We start from the raw sequence: 15,479 nt of genomic DNA, 5'->3' as shown, positions 1-15,479 counted from the left end.
ATATGCCAGTAGATTATCCTCCCCGTCGGGGAGTTCTATCAAATTGACACAAAAAAAGATTCCATTCATCAGTTTGCTGATAAATGGAATCTTTTTTCTTATTAGTAGCTAGTTATGTCCCAGCCTCATTTTATGTTATAATGAAAAACGATTAACATCAATAAAGGAGTGTCATGCATGGAAGAGTGGTTACAAAAAGATGAACGAATAGATCAACTCATCCGTCACGAATTAAAGATCATTCAAAGTCCATCTGTTTTTTCGTTTTCTTTGGATGCTGTATTGTTAGGGGATTTTGCCCAAGTACCCAAACATGACAGAGCAAAAATTATCGATTTATGTGCAGGAAATGGTGTTGTAGGATTATTATTAAGTAAAAAAACTGAAAGTTCTATTATGGGTATTGAGCTTCAGCCTCGTTTAGCTAATATGGCAGAGCGTAGTATTCAGATGAATCATCTAGAGAATCAATTGTCTATCGTAGAAGGAAATATAAAGGATGCGCTAAAGTGGGTAAAGAAAGACTCTGTAGATGTCGTTACATGTAATCCACCTTATTTTGCTAATGAAGGAACGAGTATAAAAAATCCTAATTCACATTTAGCTATTGCTAGACATGAATTGCATATGAGTCTAGATGATTTAATGAAGGTAACGAGTGATTTACTAAAAATGAATGGAAAAGCTTACTTTGTTCACCGACCAGATCGTCTATTAGAAATAATAGATGCTATGAAAAGACATAGATTAGCGCCTAAAAAAATAAGATTCGTTTATCCCAAAGAAAATAAAGAAGCCAATACATTATTGATTGAAGCGATTAAAGATGGAAAGGCGAATGGTTTTCGTATTTTGCCACCTTTAATTGTCTATAATGAAGATAATGAATATTTGCCAGAAGTGAAAGAGATGCTGTATGGAACTAAAGTCTAGTTATTTTTATGTTTTATTTTGCAAAGATGAGAGTTTTTATGGAGGATATACAACTGATTTGGTTCGAAGAGAAAAAGAACACAATACCGGAGGAGGGGCGAAATATACAAAGCCCGCAATACGCCGGCCGGTTAAAATGATTTATGCAGAAGCCTTTAACACACGTAGCGAAGCGACGAAAGCTGAATACGCCTTTAAAAAGAAAACGCGTAGAAAGAAAGAAGAATTTCTAGAAAAAGAAGGAATTCAGTTCCCGGTAGATTTAAGTCTAAAGTGTATAATAAAGGATACATTACTAGACGTAAAGGAGGCAAAATGAATTGAAAAGTCAAAAGAGTTTTGAAAAAGGAAATACAGGAATCCTCTATCTTATTCCAACTCCTATAGGTAATTTAGAAGATATGACGATTCGTGGAATTAGATTATTGAAAGAGGTAGATTTAATTGCTTCAGAAGATACAAGAAATACACAAAAGTTACTAAATCATTTTGAAATTAAAACACCTCAACTAAGTTTTCATGAGCATAATACAAAAGAACGAATAAATCAGTTAATAGAAAAATTATTGATGGGAGATACCGTTGCTCAAGTTAGTGATGCAGGTATGCCGTCTATTAGTGATCCAGGACACGAATTAGTGCTTGCTTGTATAGACGCTAATATTCCAGTAGTTCCTTTACCAGGGGCAAGTGCAGGCTTAACAGCTTTGGTTGCATCAGGGATTGCACCACAACCTTTTTATTTTTATGGGTTTTTACCACGTAAGAAAAAAGAGCAACTAAATGAGTTAGAAGAATTAAATTGTAGACCAGAAACCATTATTTTATATGAATCGCCACATAGATTAAAAGAAGTACTAAGAAATATGTTAACTGTTTTTGGACCAGAACGAAAATTAGTCTGTTGTCGCGAGTTAACTAAACGGTATGAAGAATTTATTCGTGGAACGGTAGAAGAGATGGTAGAATGGGCCGCAAACTCAGAAATCAGAGGAGAATTTTGTCTGATTGTTGAAGGGAATAGCGAAAGTTCTTTAATAGCAAAGCCCGATACATCGTGGGAAAATTTATCAGTGATTGAACACGTAAATCTTTTAATGGAAGAAAAAGAAATGACGAGTAAAGAAGCAATCAAACAAGTTGCTAAAGTTAGAGAGAGTAAAAAACAAGAAATCTATGCTATTTTTCACAGTATCTAAAAAAAGAAACATCAGGACACTTAGTCTGGATGTTTCTTTTTTGCTAGTGCTTTAAATACTAGTTGCTCAAAGATAGAATTGCTCGTATACTATTAACAATACTATAAAATAATGAATGACAGAGATCATTCGTTTTAGGAGGAAAATAAAATATGAAACAACAAACGGCAACTATTAACGAAGGTATGTCAGGCTACCAAAAGAAAGTTTTAGCTTCATCAGCAGTAGGATACGGATTAGAGAATATGGATATTATGTTTCTTTCCTTTTCGTTATCTTCTATTACTGCTCAATTGCAGCTAAGCAGCGCGGCAGCAGGACTGATCTCTACGATAACAAATCTAGGGATGTTACTAGGAGGCGTTTTATTTGGTGTGTTAGCAGACAAACACGGACGAATTAAGATGTTTAGTTATACGGTGTACATCTTCGCGTTCGCTACTGCAGCAATGTATTTTGCAACGAATATCTATTCAATTTATCTCTTCCGATTTTTAGCAGGTATAGGAGCTGGTGGCGAATACGGAATTGGCATGGCATTAGTTGCTGAAGTGTTTTCTAGGAAAAAAATGGGAGCTATGACTTCTATTGTCACTATTTCAGGTCAAATGGGCTCGATTTTAGCGGCTATTTTGGCAGCATTAATTATTCCAACTCTAGGCTGGAATACTCTTTTCTTGTTCGGATTATTTCCAGTTGTAATGGCTGTATTAGTTCGCAAACATTTAGATGAAACTGATGAGTGGAAACAAACGAAATTAGAAAAAAATGGACCGGCTATCTCTATAAAAGAATTATTTAAAACACCAAAATTAACAAGATTGACTATTTCATTGATGTTAATGGCGACTGTTCAAATTGCAGGTTATTTTGGATTAATGAACTGGTTGCCATCTATTTTACAAAAAAGTTTAGGTTTATCTGTATCTGGATCCTCACTTTGGATGATTTCTACTATCATTGGTATGAGTATAGGAATGCTCTTATTTGGCAGATTATTAGATAAATTGGGTGCTAGAACAGCTTATGGTCTATTTTTGTTAGCTTCGGCAGCTTCAGTATTTCTTTTTGTAACAGCAACGAATGAATGGACCTTACTGTTAGGTGGTGCAATTGTTGGGTTTTTCGCTAACGGTATGTTCGCAGGTTATGGAGCGATAGTAGGAAGACTTTATCCAACTCACATTCGTTCAACGGCTAATAATGTAATTTTAAACGTTGGTCGCGCAGTAGGTGGATTTTCTTCTGTAGCCATTGGAGTTATTTTAGACCGATATAATTTATTAGCAGTGATGTTGTTTTTAGCGGCTTTGTATTTGTTCAGCTTTGCAATTATGATGAGTATCAAAGGTTTAAAGAAAGAAAATTACCAAAATCCTGATTATCAAGTAGAATAATAGATTATGAGGCTGGGATATAACTAGTTAAAAATTAAAAAAGGCTTGGAATCAATGTTTTATAAAACATTGATTTCAAGCCTTTTTATTAGTCTGATTTTAGTGTAAAATTATATGTTTAGTTTTTTTTCCTAGTCTCTTAGTCTACTGGTAAATTAGTAGAATGAGTTTCTTTAGCCAATAAATCACGAATATCTTTTAAATAGCGTTCGGCAGCTGGAATTTCAACTTCTGTTGTCTCTACTCCTTCTTCACGCTTAAATTTATTAGCAGCAGTATTAATAATTTTTATAAACATAAATACAACAAGAGCAATAATTAAAAAATTAATAATAGCTTGTAAAAAGGAACCATATGCTAATTTGGCAGTACCTATCTTAATAGATAATGCCGAAATGTCATTACCGCCAGTGAATATACCTACTAGTGGCATAATGATATCTTCAACTAAAGAAGAAACAATTGTTGTGAAAGCAGCACCAATGACAACACCTACAGCTAAATCAAGTACATTTCCTCTAAAAGCAAATTCTTTAAATTCATTTATAAAACTTTTCATAGAAAACTCTCCTTTGTGTATTTAGTGTTTAATAATTTTAGTTAAGTATAGTTGAAATAGATAAGTTACACAAATAGTTGATAAACCAGTATGAAGATATAAAATTTAAGGTATAATAAAGACAAGAAATTCTTAAAGGAGGAAGTTACATATGACTAAAAAATTAAAAATTTTATTTATGGCAACAACAAGTTTACTATTATTAAGTGCTTGCGGAACGACAAACGATAACTCAATGGAATCCTCAATCAGCTCTAATGTAACAGTAGAAGTAGATTCATCTAGTCAAGTACAACAAACAGAAGATGGTTACCGTTCAAATTATGAAGCTAGCTTAGCTCAATTCGAGAATGGAAAGTTAGATGAAGCAGCTGGAAGCATCGAACTAGTATTAGAAAATGACTTATCTGATTATCCTGAATTAAAAACTCAGGCAACAGAACTAAAAACCAAAATAAATGCTGCTCAAGCTGAAAAAGTTAAATCGGATGAAACAGCGACGCTTCTTGAAAATTCAAAGTATAAAACAGAAAGAGTTTCAGAATTAGCGGGCACAGAATTTAAAGCAGCAACTGGTCAGGACATAAAAAATGCAAGCGATGAAATGATTAAGAATTGGCTAATTGAAAAAGAAGCAGCTGAGAAAGAAACAACTGAAAATTCAACACCTTCTTCATCAGGATCAGTAGAAGGATCATCAGAAAATGCTAGTAGTAGTTCGGTATCTTCAGAAAAAGAGCCAGTTATCTCAGCTGAAGAAGAACGCAATATGGTGTTAGATAGAATTGTTTCTTTAACAGGCATCTCCGCAAAAGATAATCAATTTTATGCTTCTAAAGAAGATGAAACAAACTATCAAGTAGAAGTTCGTCATGCTCATGAAGTTGATGGAGTAGGGATTTCAAACATGGTTGGTATGTTTAAGTATGATCTTTCAACTGAAACATTAATGAAGATGGATCCATTGACTGGTGAGTACATTATCTATACAAAATAATTAACTATAATTTAAAATAGAATACTCTAAAAGTAAAGAGTATTCTATTTTTTATCCTTTTTTTTATGAAATAAATAGTAACGACCGTTTTTAAACATGGATTAATTTCTATTCAAATGATTTTAAAAATATATATTTGAAACAAATCAGACATAATTGTATTGAAATTGTCATTAAACCTTGAAATAAAATACAACTTACTGTAAATTAAACTATGTAGATAATTAAACGTGACTTAGTATAGGGAAATAAAACTAACAGTAAAAGATTTTTATCTAAGAGCTGAGGAAATGAGAGAAATTAAATGTGTGGATTTGTTGGATATATATCGAATGAAAAAGAACACGTGGTAAAAAATCAAAAAGAACTTGTTCAGAAGATGAACCAATCAATTATACATAGAGGTCCAGATGAAGAAGGTTATTATGTTGACGAGTTTATATCATTAGGATTTCGTCGTTTGAGTATTATTGATATTGAGAATGGACAACAACCTTTATCTTATGAAGAAGAACGATACTGGATTATTTTTAACGGTGAAATATATAATTACATAGAGTTAAGAGATGAATTAGTTATTAAAGGTTACACCTTTGAAACAAATAGTGACACGGAGGTTATATTAGCTGCTTACGCAGAATATAAAGAAAAGATAACATCTAAATTGCGTGGGATGTTCGCTTTTGTAATCTGGGATAAACAAGAAAAATTATTTTTTGGAGCACGCGACCAGTTTGGTATTAAACCTTTTTATTATGCTATTGAAGATGACGGAGTATATATATCATCTGAAAAGAAAGCTATCTTAAACGTAATTGATAATAAAGAATTAGATCAAATGGCGTTACAAAATTATCTAACCTTTCAGTATGTACCTAGTTCAAACACCTTACACAAAGCGATTAAAGAATTACCTCCAGGGCATTATATAACAAAAAAATTAAATGAAGATAGTAGAATAACCAGATATTGGCAAGCTGATTTTAAGCCGGTAATGAAGACTGAAAAAACATTTGTTAACGAAATTAAAACTAGTTTATACGATTCAATCGAAAAACATATGCGTTCTGACGTAACAGTTGGTGCTTTTCTATCAGGTGGGATTGATTCTTCTATTATTGTAGCAATAGCTAGAGAATTCAACCCGAAATTAAAAACGTTATCTGTAGGTTTTGAAAGACACGGATACAATGAAATAAACTTAGCTGAAGAAACTGCAGAAGAATTGAAAGTTGAAAATTTTAGTCATACTATTTCAGCGCAAGAATTTATGGATGAGTTTCCGAAGTTTATTTGGCATATGGATGATCCTTTAGCTGACCCAGCGGCAGTTCCTCAATTCTTTTTGTCAAAGCTAGCTCGTAAACATGTAAAAGTTGCTTTGTCTGGTGAGGGTGCGGATGAGATCTTCGGCGGGTATGGTATTTATAATGAACCTCACTCTTTAAGGTTATTTGCTAATACAGGACGTTTAACAAATCTTGCGATTAATCATTTGGCTAGATTGATGCCTGAAGGAATAAAGGGTAAAAGTTTCCTTTTAAGAGGGACCACATCTTTAGAAAATCGCTATGTTGGGAATGCTAAGATATTTGATGAAGTTGAGAAGAAAAAAATATTAACAAATTATGATGCGAACTATCCTTATGTAGCAGTAACAGAAGAACTCTATCAACAAACAATTGGATATAGCCCTATTGATAGAATGCAGTTGATAGACATCAATACGTGGTTGAGTGGTGATTTATTGTTGAATGCAGATAGGACAACGATGGCTCACGCACTAGAATTAAGAACACCTTTCTTAGATAAAGAAGTATTTAAAGTTGCTCAGCAAATTCCAGCTAGTTTGAGACTTGCTAATGGAACGACAAAGTATATTTTAAGAAAATCTGTTGAAGGAATCGTTCCAGATAATGTTTTATTTCGTAAAAAGCTTGGTTTTCCAGTTCCAATTCGTCATTGGCTAAAGGATGAAATGTATGAATGGGCTTTAGAAATCATTAAGGATTCTCAAACGGACCACTTATTGAATAAAGAGTACGTAGTAGATTTATTGAACAAACACAAAGTAGGGAAAATAGATTATTCTCGTAAAATATGGGTTATGTTAACATTTATGGTTTGGCATCGTGTCTATGTTGAAGATAAACAAGAATTTTTAATAAAACCTTTAAGTTATATGGTAAGACAATGAGGTTAGCGAATGGAATAAAAAGGAAAACAAGTACACTGAAATCGAATGGTTTCAGTGTACTTGTTTTTTAATTGTTTCTAGTTTTAATTGGCTTAAGTAGATTATTTTTTTTAATGTAGCGATCAACAGGATAATCGGATATGGGGAGATCAGTTTTTTCTCCCATAATAAGTTGTGTCAGAATACGAGCAATGATTGGCCCTGAGGTCAAACCGGAAGAGCCTAAACCGCTAGCTACATATAAATTTGGTGAATCGGGAATTTCACCAAAAAAGGGTAAGAAGTCGGAAGTGAAGGCACGTGTACCGACGCGAGCTTCTTTAAACGTTGCTTGAGTCAAATCCGGAGCAAAATGAGCTGCGTCTTTTAACATAAGGTCTAGTTTTTCTTCAGTAACAGATAGATCATAACCCTCATTGTTTTCGTGGGTAGCGCCGACGACGATACGTCCGTTTGGGAAAGGAATGATGTCTATTTCCCCATTAGGCATAACAACTGGCCAATCTTGTGTTTCTTGCTCTACTTCTAAATAAACGAGTTGGCCTTTTTGTGGCCGAATATCAACAGAAAATCCCAAAGGCTCTAAAACTTCTGGTAACCATGCGCCTACTGCTAAAATAACTGTAGAGTACTGTTTTGTTTGTTTAGATGTAGAAAGAGAATAAAATTCCTTATCAGTGATAGTTAATTCAGCCTTTTCGTTAAAATATTTTGCTCCATTTGAAATAGCCATATTTAATAGTTTTTTAGTCAACAAGGAACCGTCCACACGGGCACCTCCTGATGCAAATAAAGCAGATTGGCTTGTTTCTAACAAAGGTAATTTAGCTTTAATCTCAGTAGGTGAAAGAACGGTTAATTCACCAATCTCAGGAGCAAGTTCTCGTCTTTTTAAAGCTAGCTTTTCAAGTTTAGATAATAGCTCTGGAGATTTCTTAAAGATAAGTGTTCCAGCTTGTCGATAAATAGAAGAGCTGGTTAAGTCTTCATTTAAATCGTGCATTAACGTTGGATAAAAAGCTGCGCCAGTAGCGACTAATTGATACCATTGCTTGTTGCGGCGTTGTGATAACCAAGGACAGATAATACCAGCAGCGGCTGACGTTGCTTGCCCTGTGCTTTCATCATAAATGGAAACATTATAACCTGCGGCGCTAAGATAAAATGCCGTTGTTGCTCCTACAATACCAGCACCCATGACGGCTATGGATTCTTTGTTATTCATAATAGGCCACCTTTTTTTGTTAATTTAGTCTTAGTTTAGCATAATCGAATAAGTAACCGTTAGTTTCTTTCTTCAGATCTGTAATACAATCAGGTTGATTAGTTTACACCAATCTAAAAAATAAAAAACCAAGACAAATTGAGTCTTAGTTTTAAATGTAAAAAATAAAATATAAAAGTACCTGTTTAGCATTTAGAATAATCATTTTTGCTCATAACAGTTACCCATCTGTGGAGAACCCGAAATTTATGAAAGAGTTCTTTTAAGTTCTCCCAATAGGTAATGTTAATGTACTTATAAAATTTATCTTAAAAGTTAGGTAAGGCTAACGAATTTGTCCTTCTCCAAAGACAATATACTTAGAAGATGTTAATTCAGCTAATCCCATTGGTCCACGTGCATGTAACTTTTGAGTACTAATGCCAATCTCTGCCCCAAAGCCAAATTCAAAACCGTCTGTAAAACGCGTTGAAGCGTTAATATAAACAGTTGAAGAATCAACTTCCCGATGAAATTGTTGGCCTGAAAAATAATTATCTGTGACAATAGATTCTGAATGTCCTGTGCTATATTGGTTGATGTGTGTAATGGCCTCTTCTAACGAAGAAACAACTTTGATAGCTAAGATAAAATCGAGAAATTCGGTTTCCCAATCTTCTAATGTTGCAGGTACGGCTTTTTTTAGAAATTGATAAGCTTTTTTATCTGCTCGGAGTTCAACGTTGTATTCAGCTAAAGCTTTTTCGATAAAAGGTAAAAATTTGGCAGCCACGTCTTCATGAATTAATAAAGTTTCCGCAGCATTACAAACAGAAGGGCGAGAACACTTTGCATTAACAATGATATCCGTTGCCATTTTTAACTGTGCATCTTTATCGATATAAACATGACAATTGCCTGTCCCAGTTTCAATAACAGGAACGGTCGCCGTTTCCATTACAGTTTGGATTAGGCGTGCCCCACCGCGAGGGATTAAGACATCTAAATAACGATTCAAGCGCATCATCTCACGAGCGGTTTCTCTAGAAGTATCTTCAACTAATTGAAGACAAGCTTTAGGAAAACCACTAAATACTAATGTATCTTGAAGGACTTTAATTAAGGCAGTATTTGAGTGAATCGCTTCTTTGCCACCTCTTAAGATAACAGCGTTACCTGACTTAAAGCATAAAGCTCCAGCGTCTGTCGTAACATTGGGGCGAGATTCATAAATAATACCGATTACTCCGAGAGGAACACTTTGTTTTCCGATAGTTAGACCGGCTTCATTCTTCCACATACCCTCAACCATTCCTATAGGGTCAGGTAAATCAGCAATTTGAGCTAAGCCGTCTGCCATTTCTTGAAGACGATTGACGTTTAAAATTAGTCGGTCTAAAAGTGTCTCTGGAATGTTATTTTCTTTAGCTGCTATTAAATCTTTTTGATTAGCTAATAAAATTTCGTCAGCATGATCAATAATTGCCAAACTCATCGTTTTTAAGACCTTATTTTTTTCTTTTGTTGAAGCTAGCGCTAGATAACGGCTTGCCTTTTTTGCTTCTTCGCCTAATTCAATTAATGTTTTCATTAATTTGTCTTCCTTTCTAATGGCTAGTTGTGTTCAGGGACAAAAAGCGTACCAATTTCTTCACCAGCAATAATTTTAAAAATATCTGTTGGATTTGCGCCATTTGCTAGCACCATTTTACTAGAATGTTTTAAAACATGTTCAGCAGCCTTTAATTTTGAAATCATACCACCTGTCCCAAATTTAGACCCTACGCCACCTGCTAGTGAGAATAATTCGGGTGTAATATGATTAATTTCATGAAATAAATTAGCTTTTTCATCTTCATTAGGATTTCGATCATAAAACCCATCAATATCTGATAACATAATCAATAGATCAGCTTGAGTGATTTCTGCTACGATAGCGGATAGTTTATCGTTATCACCAAATTTAGTAGCATGATCTAATTCGTCGACAGCGACGGTATCGTTCTCATTAACAATTGGAATAACCTTTTGTTTAAGTAGTTGCTCAAAAGTATTAATTGCATTCAAACGACTTTCAGGGAAAACAACAATATCTCGAGTCATTAAGACTTGCCCAATAATCTGTCCGTAATTAAAGAAAAAAGTACTGTATAAACTCATTAACTCACTTTGTCCAACAGAAGCAACAGCTTGTTGTTCTGGAATTGATCTAGGGGATTGTTGTAGTTTTAAGCGGTGAAGACCTACCCCGACTGCTCCTGAAGAAACTAGAATAACTTCTTTTCCTTGATTTCTTAAATCACTAAGAACAAAAGATAACTTGTCTAGTCTTTGTAGGTTGACTGTTCCATTAGGGTACATAATCGTACTAGTACCGACTTTTATGATAACGCGTTTGCATGATGCTAAATTTTGCCTTGCTGTTTTATTCATTACACCCATCCATTCTTTCAAAATAGAGTCATTTAGAATTTAATCTAGATGAACTTCAATTGCCTACCATTTTAACAGTTTTCTAGTAAAAAGACTATCATCCAAATTTTATAGATTGTTGAAATAAAAATAGTATAGAAGAGTGAATCATCTTTAAGAAGTATAAGATAATCATTTTTCAAATAATCTATAAAAGATCTTAAACGATCATTGACTAAGAATCATAATGAATACGTATCTAGTCATCACTCAAACGAAACGCTTGAGTGTAACAACTACTATACTATGTCTTAGTAGTTTTAAGTTTTTACACGATAGTAAAAAAACAAAAAGCCACTTGCTATAAAGCAAGTGGCTAAAAGGAGTAATACCTATACTTTGGAGGAGTACCAGGTAAAATGAAAATATAAAAAAGTTGGTTGTTATTGGTATGTCCTTACTATACTAATTAAGTATGAAGAAACTGTGAATAAAGGATACTTTTTTTGTTAAGAAGTAAGATGAAAATACTGTGAGAAGAGATTAATTTTATTAAACTATTACCGATTCTAAATTTGATGCTATATGACCTAAATTTAAGAAAATAGGATTTAGATTTAATTATAAGAGGGAATCACTTTTGAGAAAACAAGGAAAAATTATTTTGTGTAACAACTCAGACCATTTAAAATAGCCGATAATCTGACTATGAATAAGAAAAAACCTATTCATTAAAAACCAAAAAAATAGACCCCTTTTAATTAAAAAGTAGATTAACGATGTAACCATAGCATAAAAGGATTGAGGGGGATGTAAAAATGAAACAAATGAAACAAACGAAAAGTATTGTTTGGAAACTATCAGCAGCAATCATTGGATTATTTTTAGGGTTATTTATAATCTATACTGCACTAACAAGCTTCTATAGTTATCATCAAACCGTGAAAAATACTGAAGAAGCCACAGTAATACGAGCTCAAAAAGTAACGGGTCAGCTAAAAGAACAGTTCATTAAAACAAGTGTGTTATTAGAAACGACGGCTGTTCTTTTTGAGAGCCTTCACGCCGAAGATCTATTAACTTCTGAAGAAATACTTAAGGCAACAGAAGCGAACTTTATGAACAATACTCAGCTATTTGGGCTAACGGTAGTGCTTGAGGAAGAAGCAATCAATTCACAGAATCAGACTAATCTAAATTTGATAGACGATAAAGGTCGTTTTTCTTCAGTTACTTTTATGGATAGTAACAAGATAGAGGTTGAAAGAGCAGGAAATTTAGATTCAGAGGAAGAATCAGAGTGGTACCAGGCACCTAAAAAAAATAAACAGGTAACGTTACTGGATCCTAAAGAAATAGAGATAAACGGAATAAAAACATTAGTGTCTACGTTATCTGTTCCATTAATATCAGAATCTGGGGATTTTTTAGGTATCGTTGCAGCGTCATTTTCAATGGATTATTTAAATGAATTAGTAGAAACAATCAAACCTTCAGGTGGTTATGCTTCGATTATTTCAGATAAAGGGATACTCATTGCTAATAGTTTGAAAAAAGAAATGATAGGAACGGATATGAGAAATTCGATTGATTGGGAATCGACTAAAGAAAAATTAAATAAGGGAGAAACAGATACAATTTATGTTGAGTCCAAGAGTTTCGGAGAACAAGCTTTTAACACAATTGTTCCATTAGACTTGGAAAAAGTACCGGAAGTATGGAGCATACAAACTGTTTTACCACGTAGCCAAATCTTAAAGCCATTTACTATGACATTAAATTTTTCAATTATTTCTGGTATTATCATGGCAATACTATTATCTTTAACTAGTGCTTTACTTATTTTCAAACAAATAAAACCCTTAGCTCGATTGCAGAAATCCATGGAAGTAGCAGCAAGTGGAGATCTGACTAAAGTAGTAAATGGAAAATACATTAAAGAAGATGAAATTGGTGGAGTAACAACTTCTTATAATCATATGCTAGATCAAACTAGCCGTGCAATCTCTGCTGTAAAAGAAGCTTCTACAAGACTAAATAATTCGTCAAATCATGTTAATAATGTATTTGAAGAAATTGTATCGTCTAGTAGAGATGTATCCGTTGCAACGGAAGAGATTGCTCAAGGTGCATCTAAGCAAGCAGAAGATGCTGAAGAAACCAACAGAAGTGTAGACGATCTTGCTCGTCAAATTAATAACTTAGCTAAGCTTTCAAAAGAAATGAGTGGCTTATCACGTAAAACAGTCGAATCAACAGAACAAGGAATACAAGAAGTTGAAAAATTACGTAAGCATAATATAAGTGCAAACGATGTTAATGAACAAGTTCAAAAACAAATCGACATCCTTACTCAAAAGATATCAGGGATTAATCAAGTAATTGTTTCAATCCAAGCTATTACAGCACAAACGAATTTATTAGCTTTAAATGCTAGTATTGAAGCCGCTCGTGCAGGTGAACAAGGAGCAGGTTTTGCAGTGGTAGCCAATGAAGTCCGAAAACTAGCTGAACAATCAAGTAATGAAACAGAAGCTATTCAAAATACTGTTCGAGAGATATTGGTCGAAACAAAAACGACGGTACTTGTAATAAATAAAAATGTTGAGTCAATGGAAAGCCAAAATCAATCCGTTGCAAGCACAGAACAATCATTTAAAGATAATTGGAAACTAACCGAACAAATGAATGGTTCTATTATTAAATTGACTGCTAATTTGGAGGAAATGATTGCTCATAAAGATCAAGCACTTTATGCAATCCAAAATATTGCAGCAGTATCAGAGGAAACAGCTGCTTCCGCACAAGAAGTTAGTGCGGCTTCTCTTTCACAACAAAATCAAATTGAGAATGTGGTAGATTCAACTATTGAAATGAATAAAATCGTGCATGAACTTGATGAGATAGTAAAACAATTTATTGTAGAAGAAAGCTAATGTTCTTTTAACCTATCTATTTATAGGAAATCTCAATTTAACTATCTATTAAGATAACTAGATTGAGACTTCCTTTTTTACTTTCTAAGTTAAAAATGCGATATCGGTATTTCCATGTTATGATTATTATAGAATAGATTGAATAAAGGAGGAGTAAGATTGAATATTGCATTGATTGCTCATGATAAGAAAAAAGATGAAATGGTCAAACTAATTTCATCTTATCAAGATATTTTAAAAGAACATTCTCTTTACGCCACAGGAACAACAGGAAAAAGAATTATTGATGCAACGGGTCTAGATGTTCATCGATTTAAGTCTGGTCCATTAGGTGGAGACCAACAAATAGGAGCTTACATTTCAGATGATAAAATAGATATGGTAATTTTTTTAAGAGATCCGTTAACAGCTCAACCACATGAACCAGATGTTAGTGCTCTGTTAAGGTTGAGTGACGTCTACGAAATTCCTTTAGCTACTAATATGGGAACGGGTGAAATTTTATTAAGAGGTTTAGGTGAAGGTTTAGTAGACTGGAGAAAAATTCACCATCATGCTGGACGTACGGTCTTAAATACAGAATTTTAGATTTAAAAAGAGGATGAGACAAAAGTATAAATATAATTCTCCACTAAAATTAGACTAATAAAAAGGCTTGAAATCAATTTTTTGTAAAATTGATTTCAAGCCTTTTTTAAGTTTTAATTAGTTATGTCCCAGCCCCTTTTTTCAGAGGGAATAAAATTAGTTTAACAGTTCCATTCTATCTAAATAGTTTTCCTGACTTTTCTTAAAATCAGAAACAGCATCATTTAAAAGACTTTTCTTATCTTCTAAAAAAGTTAAGTTGCCTTCTTTTGCAAGTTGTTCGTATTCTTTGAGCGCCTTTTGAGTTTTTAGAGCACTCGAGAGAGCAAAATCTCTGCTCTCTTGAAAAGCTGAAGGTGAATCAGGAACTTTTTTTATAAAGTCACGGACCAATTCTTGGAAATCAGTCGTTACTGTATAAAAATTTTCTTTGATTGAATCATTATTTTCTAGAGTATCTAATTGGTTTGAGAACGTATTTAATATATAAACGTAAGCTATTTCATACTCTGGATAAATTGATTGATAAGCAGTATCATCTTTTGTTAAATTAACAACAGCCTTGTTATTTTTAACAGATTCGGTGTCTTTAATCTTATTCCCGTTGTTTGAGGTTAAGTAAACAGATATACCTATAAGAATAACTAAAATACTAAAAATAATTAGAAAAAATAATTTGTACGTTTTTTTATTTAAAATGGAAAACATCCCCTGTCTTTTTGTTACTGGAGTTACTTTAAAGTTTTTTAAAAGGGTTGTCAATTAGTCAATGTCACTAACTGGAATAATGTACTTGAATCGACCGATTATGAGAAGTTCTTAGTCAAAAGAATTCGTTATTTTGTAGGGTTTTTCTTTACTTATGATCAGGATGACAATTTTGGTGGAAAGTCTTGCTATGAAACTCTCTGAGTTGATTACATAACGAGAGGTATGTGTAAAATAGTTCTCGAGATACTATTATTTTTTACTAGCAAAAAGAAAGAAGGCGTTCTATCATAAATGTATGCTTGAGCGGCAAATACATAAATGAAAGAGGCCTTCTTATGAATAATAT

At 33.4% G+C, this 15,479-nt stretch carries 13 protein-coding genes; 8 read left to right on the top strand and 5 right to left on the bottom strand.

What is annotated here, in order from left to right; all coding sequences use genetic code 11:
- The first annotated feature begins 177 nt into the window (after positions 1–177).
- The 4 genes from WBF61_RS05220 (at position 178) to WBF61_RS05205 (ending at position 3,529) form a co-directional block, all read left to right on the top strand.
- Entirely contained in the window at positions 178–933 is a 756-nt protein-coding gene (locus WBF61_RS05220) for a tRNA1(Val) (adenine(37)-N6)-methyltransferase (protein WP_424254552.1), read from the top strand.
- Complete coding sequence (locus WBF61_RS05215) at positions 917–1,252, top strand: GIY-YIG nuclease family protein (protein WP_424254550.1); 336 nt, start codon at positions 917–919, stop codon at positions 1,250–1,252. Before WBF61_RS05220 ends, WBF61_RS05215 begins: the two co-directional genes overlap by 17 nt.
- 1 nt (position 1,253) lies before the next feature.
- Entirely contained in the window at positions 1,254–2,132 is an 879-nt protein-coding gene (rsmI, locus tag WBF61_RS05210; protein WP_424254549.1) for a 16S rRNA (cytidine(1402)-2'-O)-methyltransferase, read from the top strand.
- Positions 2,133–2,284: 152 nt separating this feature from the next.
- Positions 2,285–3,529: an MFS transporter gene (locus WBF61_RS05205; RefSeq protein ID WP_424254547.1), complete on the top strand. Its 1,245-nt coding sequence runs from the start codon at positions 2,285–2,287 to the stop codon at positions 3,527–3,529.
- A gap of 139 nt (positions 3,530–3,668) precedes the next feature.
- Here WBF61_RS05205 and mscL read toward each other — a convergent pair whose 3' ends face one another.
- Positions 3,669–4,088, bottom strand: a complete 420-nt coding sequence (mscL, locus tag WBF61_RS05200; protein WP_424254545.1) for a large conductance mechanosensitive channel protein MscL — start codon at positions 4,086–4,088, stop codon at positions 3,669–3,671.
- Between the two features lie 151 nt (positions 4,089–4,239).
- Here mscL and WBF61_RS05195 point away from each other — a divergent pair, with 151 nt between their 5' ends.
- Together WBF61_RS05195 and asnB are read left to right on the top strand one after the other, a co-directional pair.
- The gene (locus tag WBF61_RS05195; RefSeq protein ID WP_424254543.1) at positions 4,240–5,085 is read left to right on the top strand and encodes a hypothetical protein; all 846 of its coding nucleotides are present in this window, start codon (positions 4,240–4,242) and stop codon (positions 5,083–5,085) included.
- A gap of 304 nt (positions 5,086–5,389) precedes the next feature.
- A complete protein-coding gene (gene asnB / locus WBF61_RS05190) occupies positions 5,390–7,282 on the top strand; it encodes an asparagine synthase (glutamine-hydrolyzing) (RefSeq protein WP_424254541.1) in 1,893 nt (630 codons plus the stop codon).
- 67 nt (positions 7,283–7,349) lie between these two features.
- On the opposite strand, the gene WBF61_RS05185 is transcribed toward asnB, so the two are convergent.
- The 3 genes from WBF61_RS05185 to proB all read right to left on the bottom strand — a co-directional run bounded on the left by WBF61_RS05185 (position 7,350) and on the right by proB (position 10,928).
- Positions 7,350–8,507, bottom strand: a complete 1,158-nt coding sequence (locus WBF61_RS05185; RefSeq protein WP_424254540.1) for an NAD(P)/FAD-dependent oxidoreductase — start codon at positions 8,505–8,507, stop codon at positions 7,350–7,352.
- Between the two features lie 325 nt (positions 8,508–8,832).
- Positions 8,833–10,077, bottom strand: coding sequence for a glutamate-5-semialdehyde dehydrogenase (locus WBF61_RS05180; protein WP_424254538.1), 1,245 nt, complete (start codon positions 10,075–10,077; stop codon positions 8,833–8,835).
- 23 nt (positions 10,078–10,100) lie between these two features.
- The gene (proB, locus tag WBF61_RS05175) at positions 10,101–10,928 is read right to left on the bottom strand and encodes a glutamate 5-kinase (protein ID WP_424254554.1); all 828 of its coding nucleotides are present in this window, start codon (positions 10,926–10,928) and stop codon (positions 10,101–10,103) included.
- Positions 10,929–11,716: 788 nt separating this feature from the next.
- On the opposite strand from proB, the gene WBF61_RS05170 reads away from it, so the two are divergent.
- Positions 11,717–13,834 (top strand): methyl-accepting chemotaxis protein, encoded by a 2,118-nt coding sequence (locus WBF61_RS05170; RefSeq protein WP_424254536.1) that lies wholly within the window; start codon positions 11,717–11,719, stop codon positions 13,832–13,834.
- 159 nt (positions 13,835–13,993) lie between these two features.
- Positions 13,994–14,422 carry a methylglyoxal synthase gene (mgsA, locus tag WBF61_RS05165; protein ID WP_424254534.1) on the top strand — a complete coding sequence of 143 codons (429 nt, stop codon included), beginning with the start codon at positions 13,994–13,996 and terminating at the stop codon, positions 14,420–14,422.
- A 156-nt stretch (positions 14,423–14,578) separates the two neighbouring features.
- On the opposite strand, the gene WBF61_RS05160 is transcribed toward mgsA, so the two are convergent.
- Positions 14,579–15,130 (bottom strand): hypothetical protein, encoded by a 552-nt coding sequence (locus WBF61_RS05160; RefSeq protein ID WP_424254532.1) that lies wholly within the window; start codon positions 15,128–15,130, stop codon positions 14,579–14,581.
- Between the last annotated feature and the right edge of the window lie 349 nt (positions 15,131–15,479).

Origin of the sequence: Carnobacterium sp. (assembly GCF_049673005.1) — a bacterium.
Lineage (GTDB): Bacteria > Bacillota > Bacilli > Lactobacillales > Carnobacteriaceae > Carnobacterium_A.
The sequence above is the reverse complement of the archived record's forward strand: the minus strand, read 5'-3'. Positions and strand labels throughout refer to the sequence as shown.

Excerpts from the sequence above, each read along its gene's own strand:
- mscL (WP_424254545.1), bottom strand. The coding sequence starts at position 4,088 with ATGAAAAGTTTTATAAATGAATTTAAAGAATTTGCTTTTAGAGGAAAT.
- WBF61_RS05205 (WP_424254547.1), top strand. The coding sequence starts at position 2,285 with ATGAAACAACAAACGGCAACTATTAACGAAGGTATGTCAGGCTACCAA.
- WBF61_RS05170 (WP_424254536.1), top strand. The coding sequence starts at position 11,717 with ATGAAACAAATGAAACAAACGAAAAGTATTGTTTGGAAACTATCAGCA.
- WBF61_RS05195 (WP_424254543.1), top strand. The coding sequence starts at position 4,240 with ATGACTAAAAAATTAAAAATTTTATTTATGGCAACAACAAGTTTACTA.
- WBF61_RS05215 (WP_424254550.1), top strand. The coding sequence starts at position 917 with ATGGAACTAAAGTCTAGTTATTTTTATGTTTTATTTTGCAAAGATGAG.
- WBF61_RS05185 (WP_424254540.1), bottom strand. The coding sequence starts at position 8,507 with ATGAATAACAAAGAATCCATAGCCGTCATGGGTGCTGGTATTGTAGGA.
- WBF61_RS05180 (WP_424254538.1), bottom strand. The coding sequence starts at position 10,077 with ATGAAAACATTAATTGAATTAGGCGAAGAAGCAAAAAAGGCAAGCCGT.
- asnB (WP_424254541.1), top strand. The coding sequence starts at position 5,390 with ATGTGTGGATTTGTTGGATATATATCGAATGAAAAAGAACACGTGGTA.
- WBF61_RS05220 (WP_424254552.1), top strand. The coding sequence starts at position 178 with ATGGAAGAGTGGTTACAAAAAGATGAACGAATAGATCAACTCATCCGT.
- proB (WP_424254554.1), bottom strand. The coding sequence starts at position 10,928 with ATGGGTGTAATGAATAAAACAGCAAGGCAAAATTTAGCATCATGCAAA.
- WBF61_RS05160 (WP_424254532.1), bottom strand. The coding sequence starts at position 15,130 with ATGTTTTCCATTTTAAATAAAAAAACGTACAAATTATTTTTTCTAATT.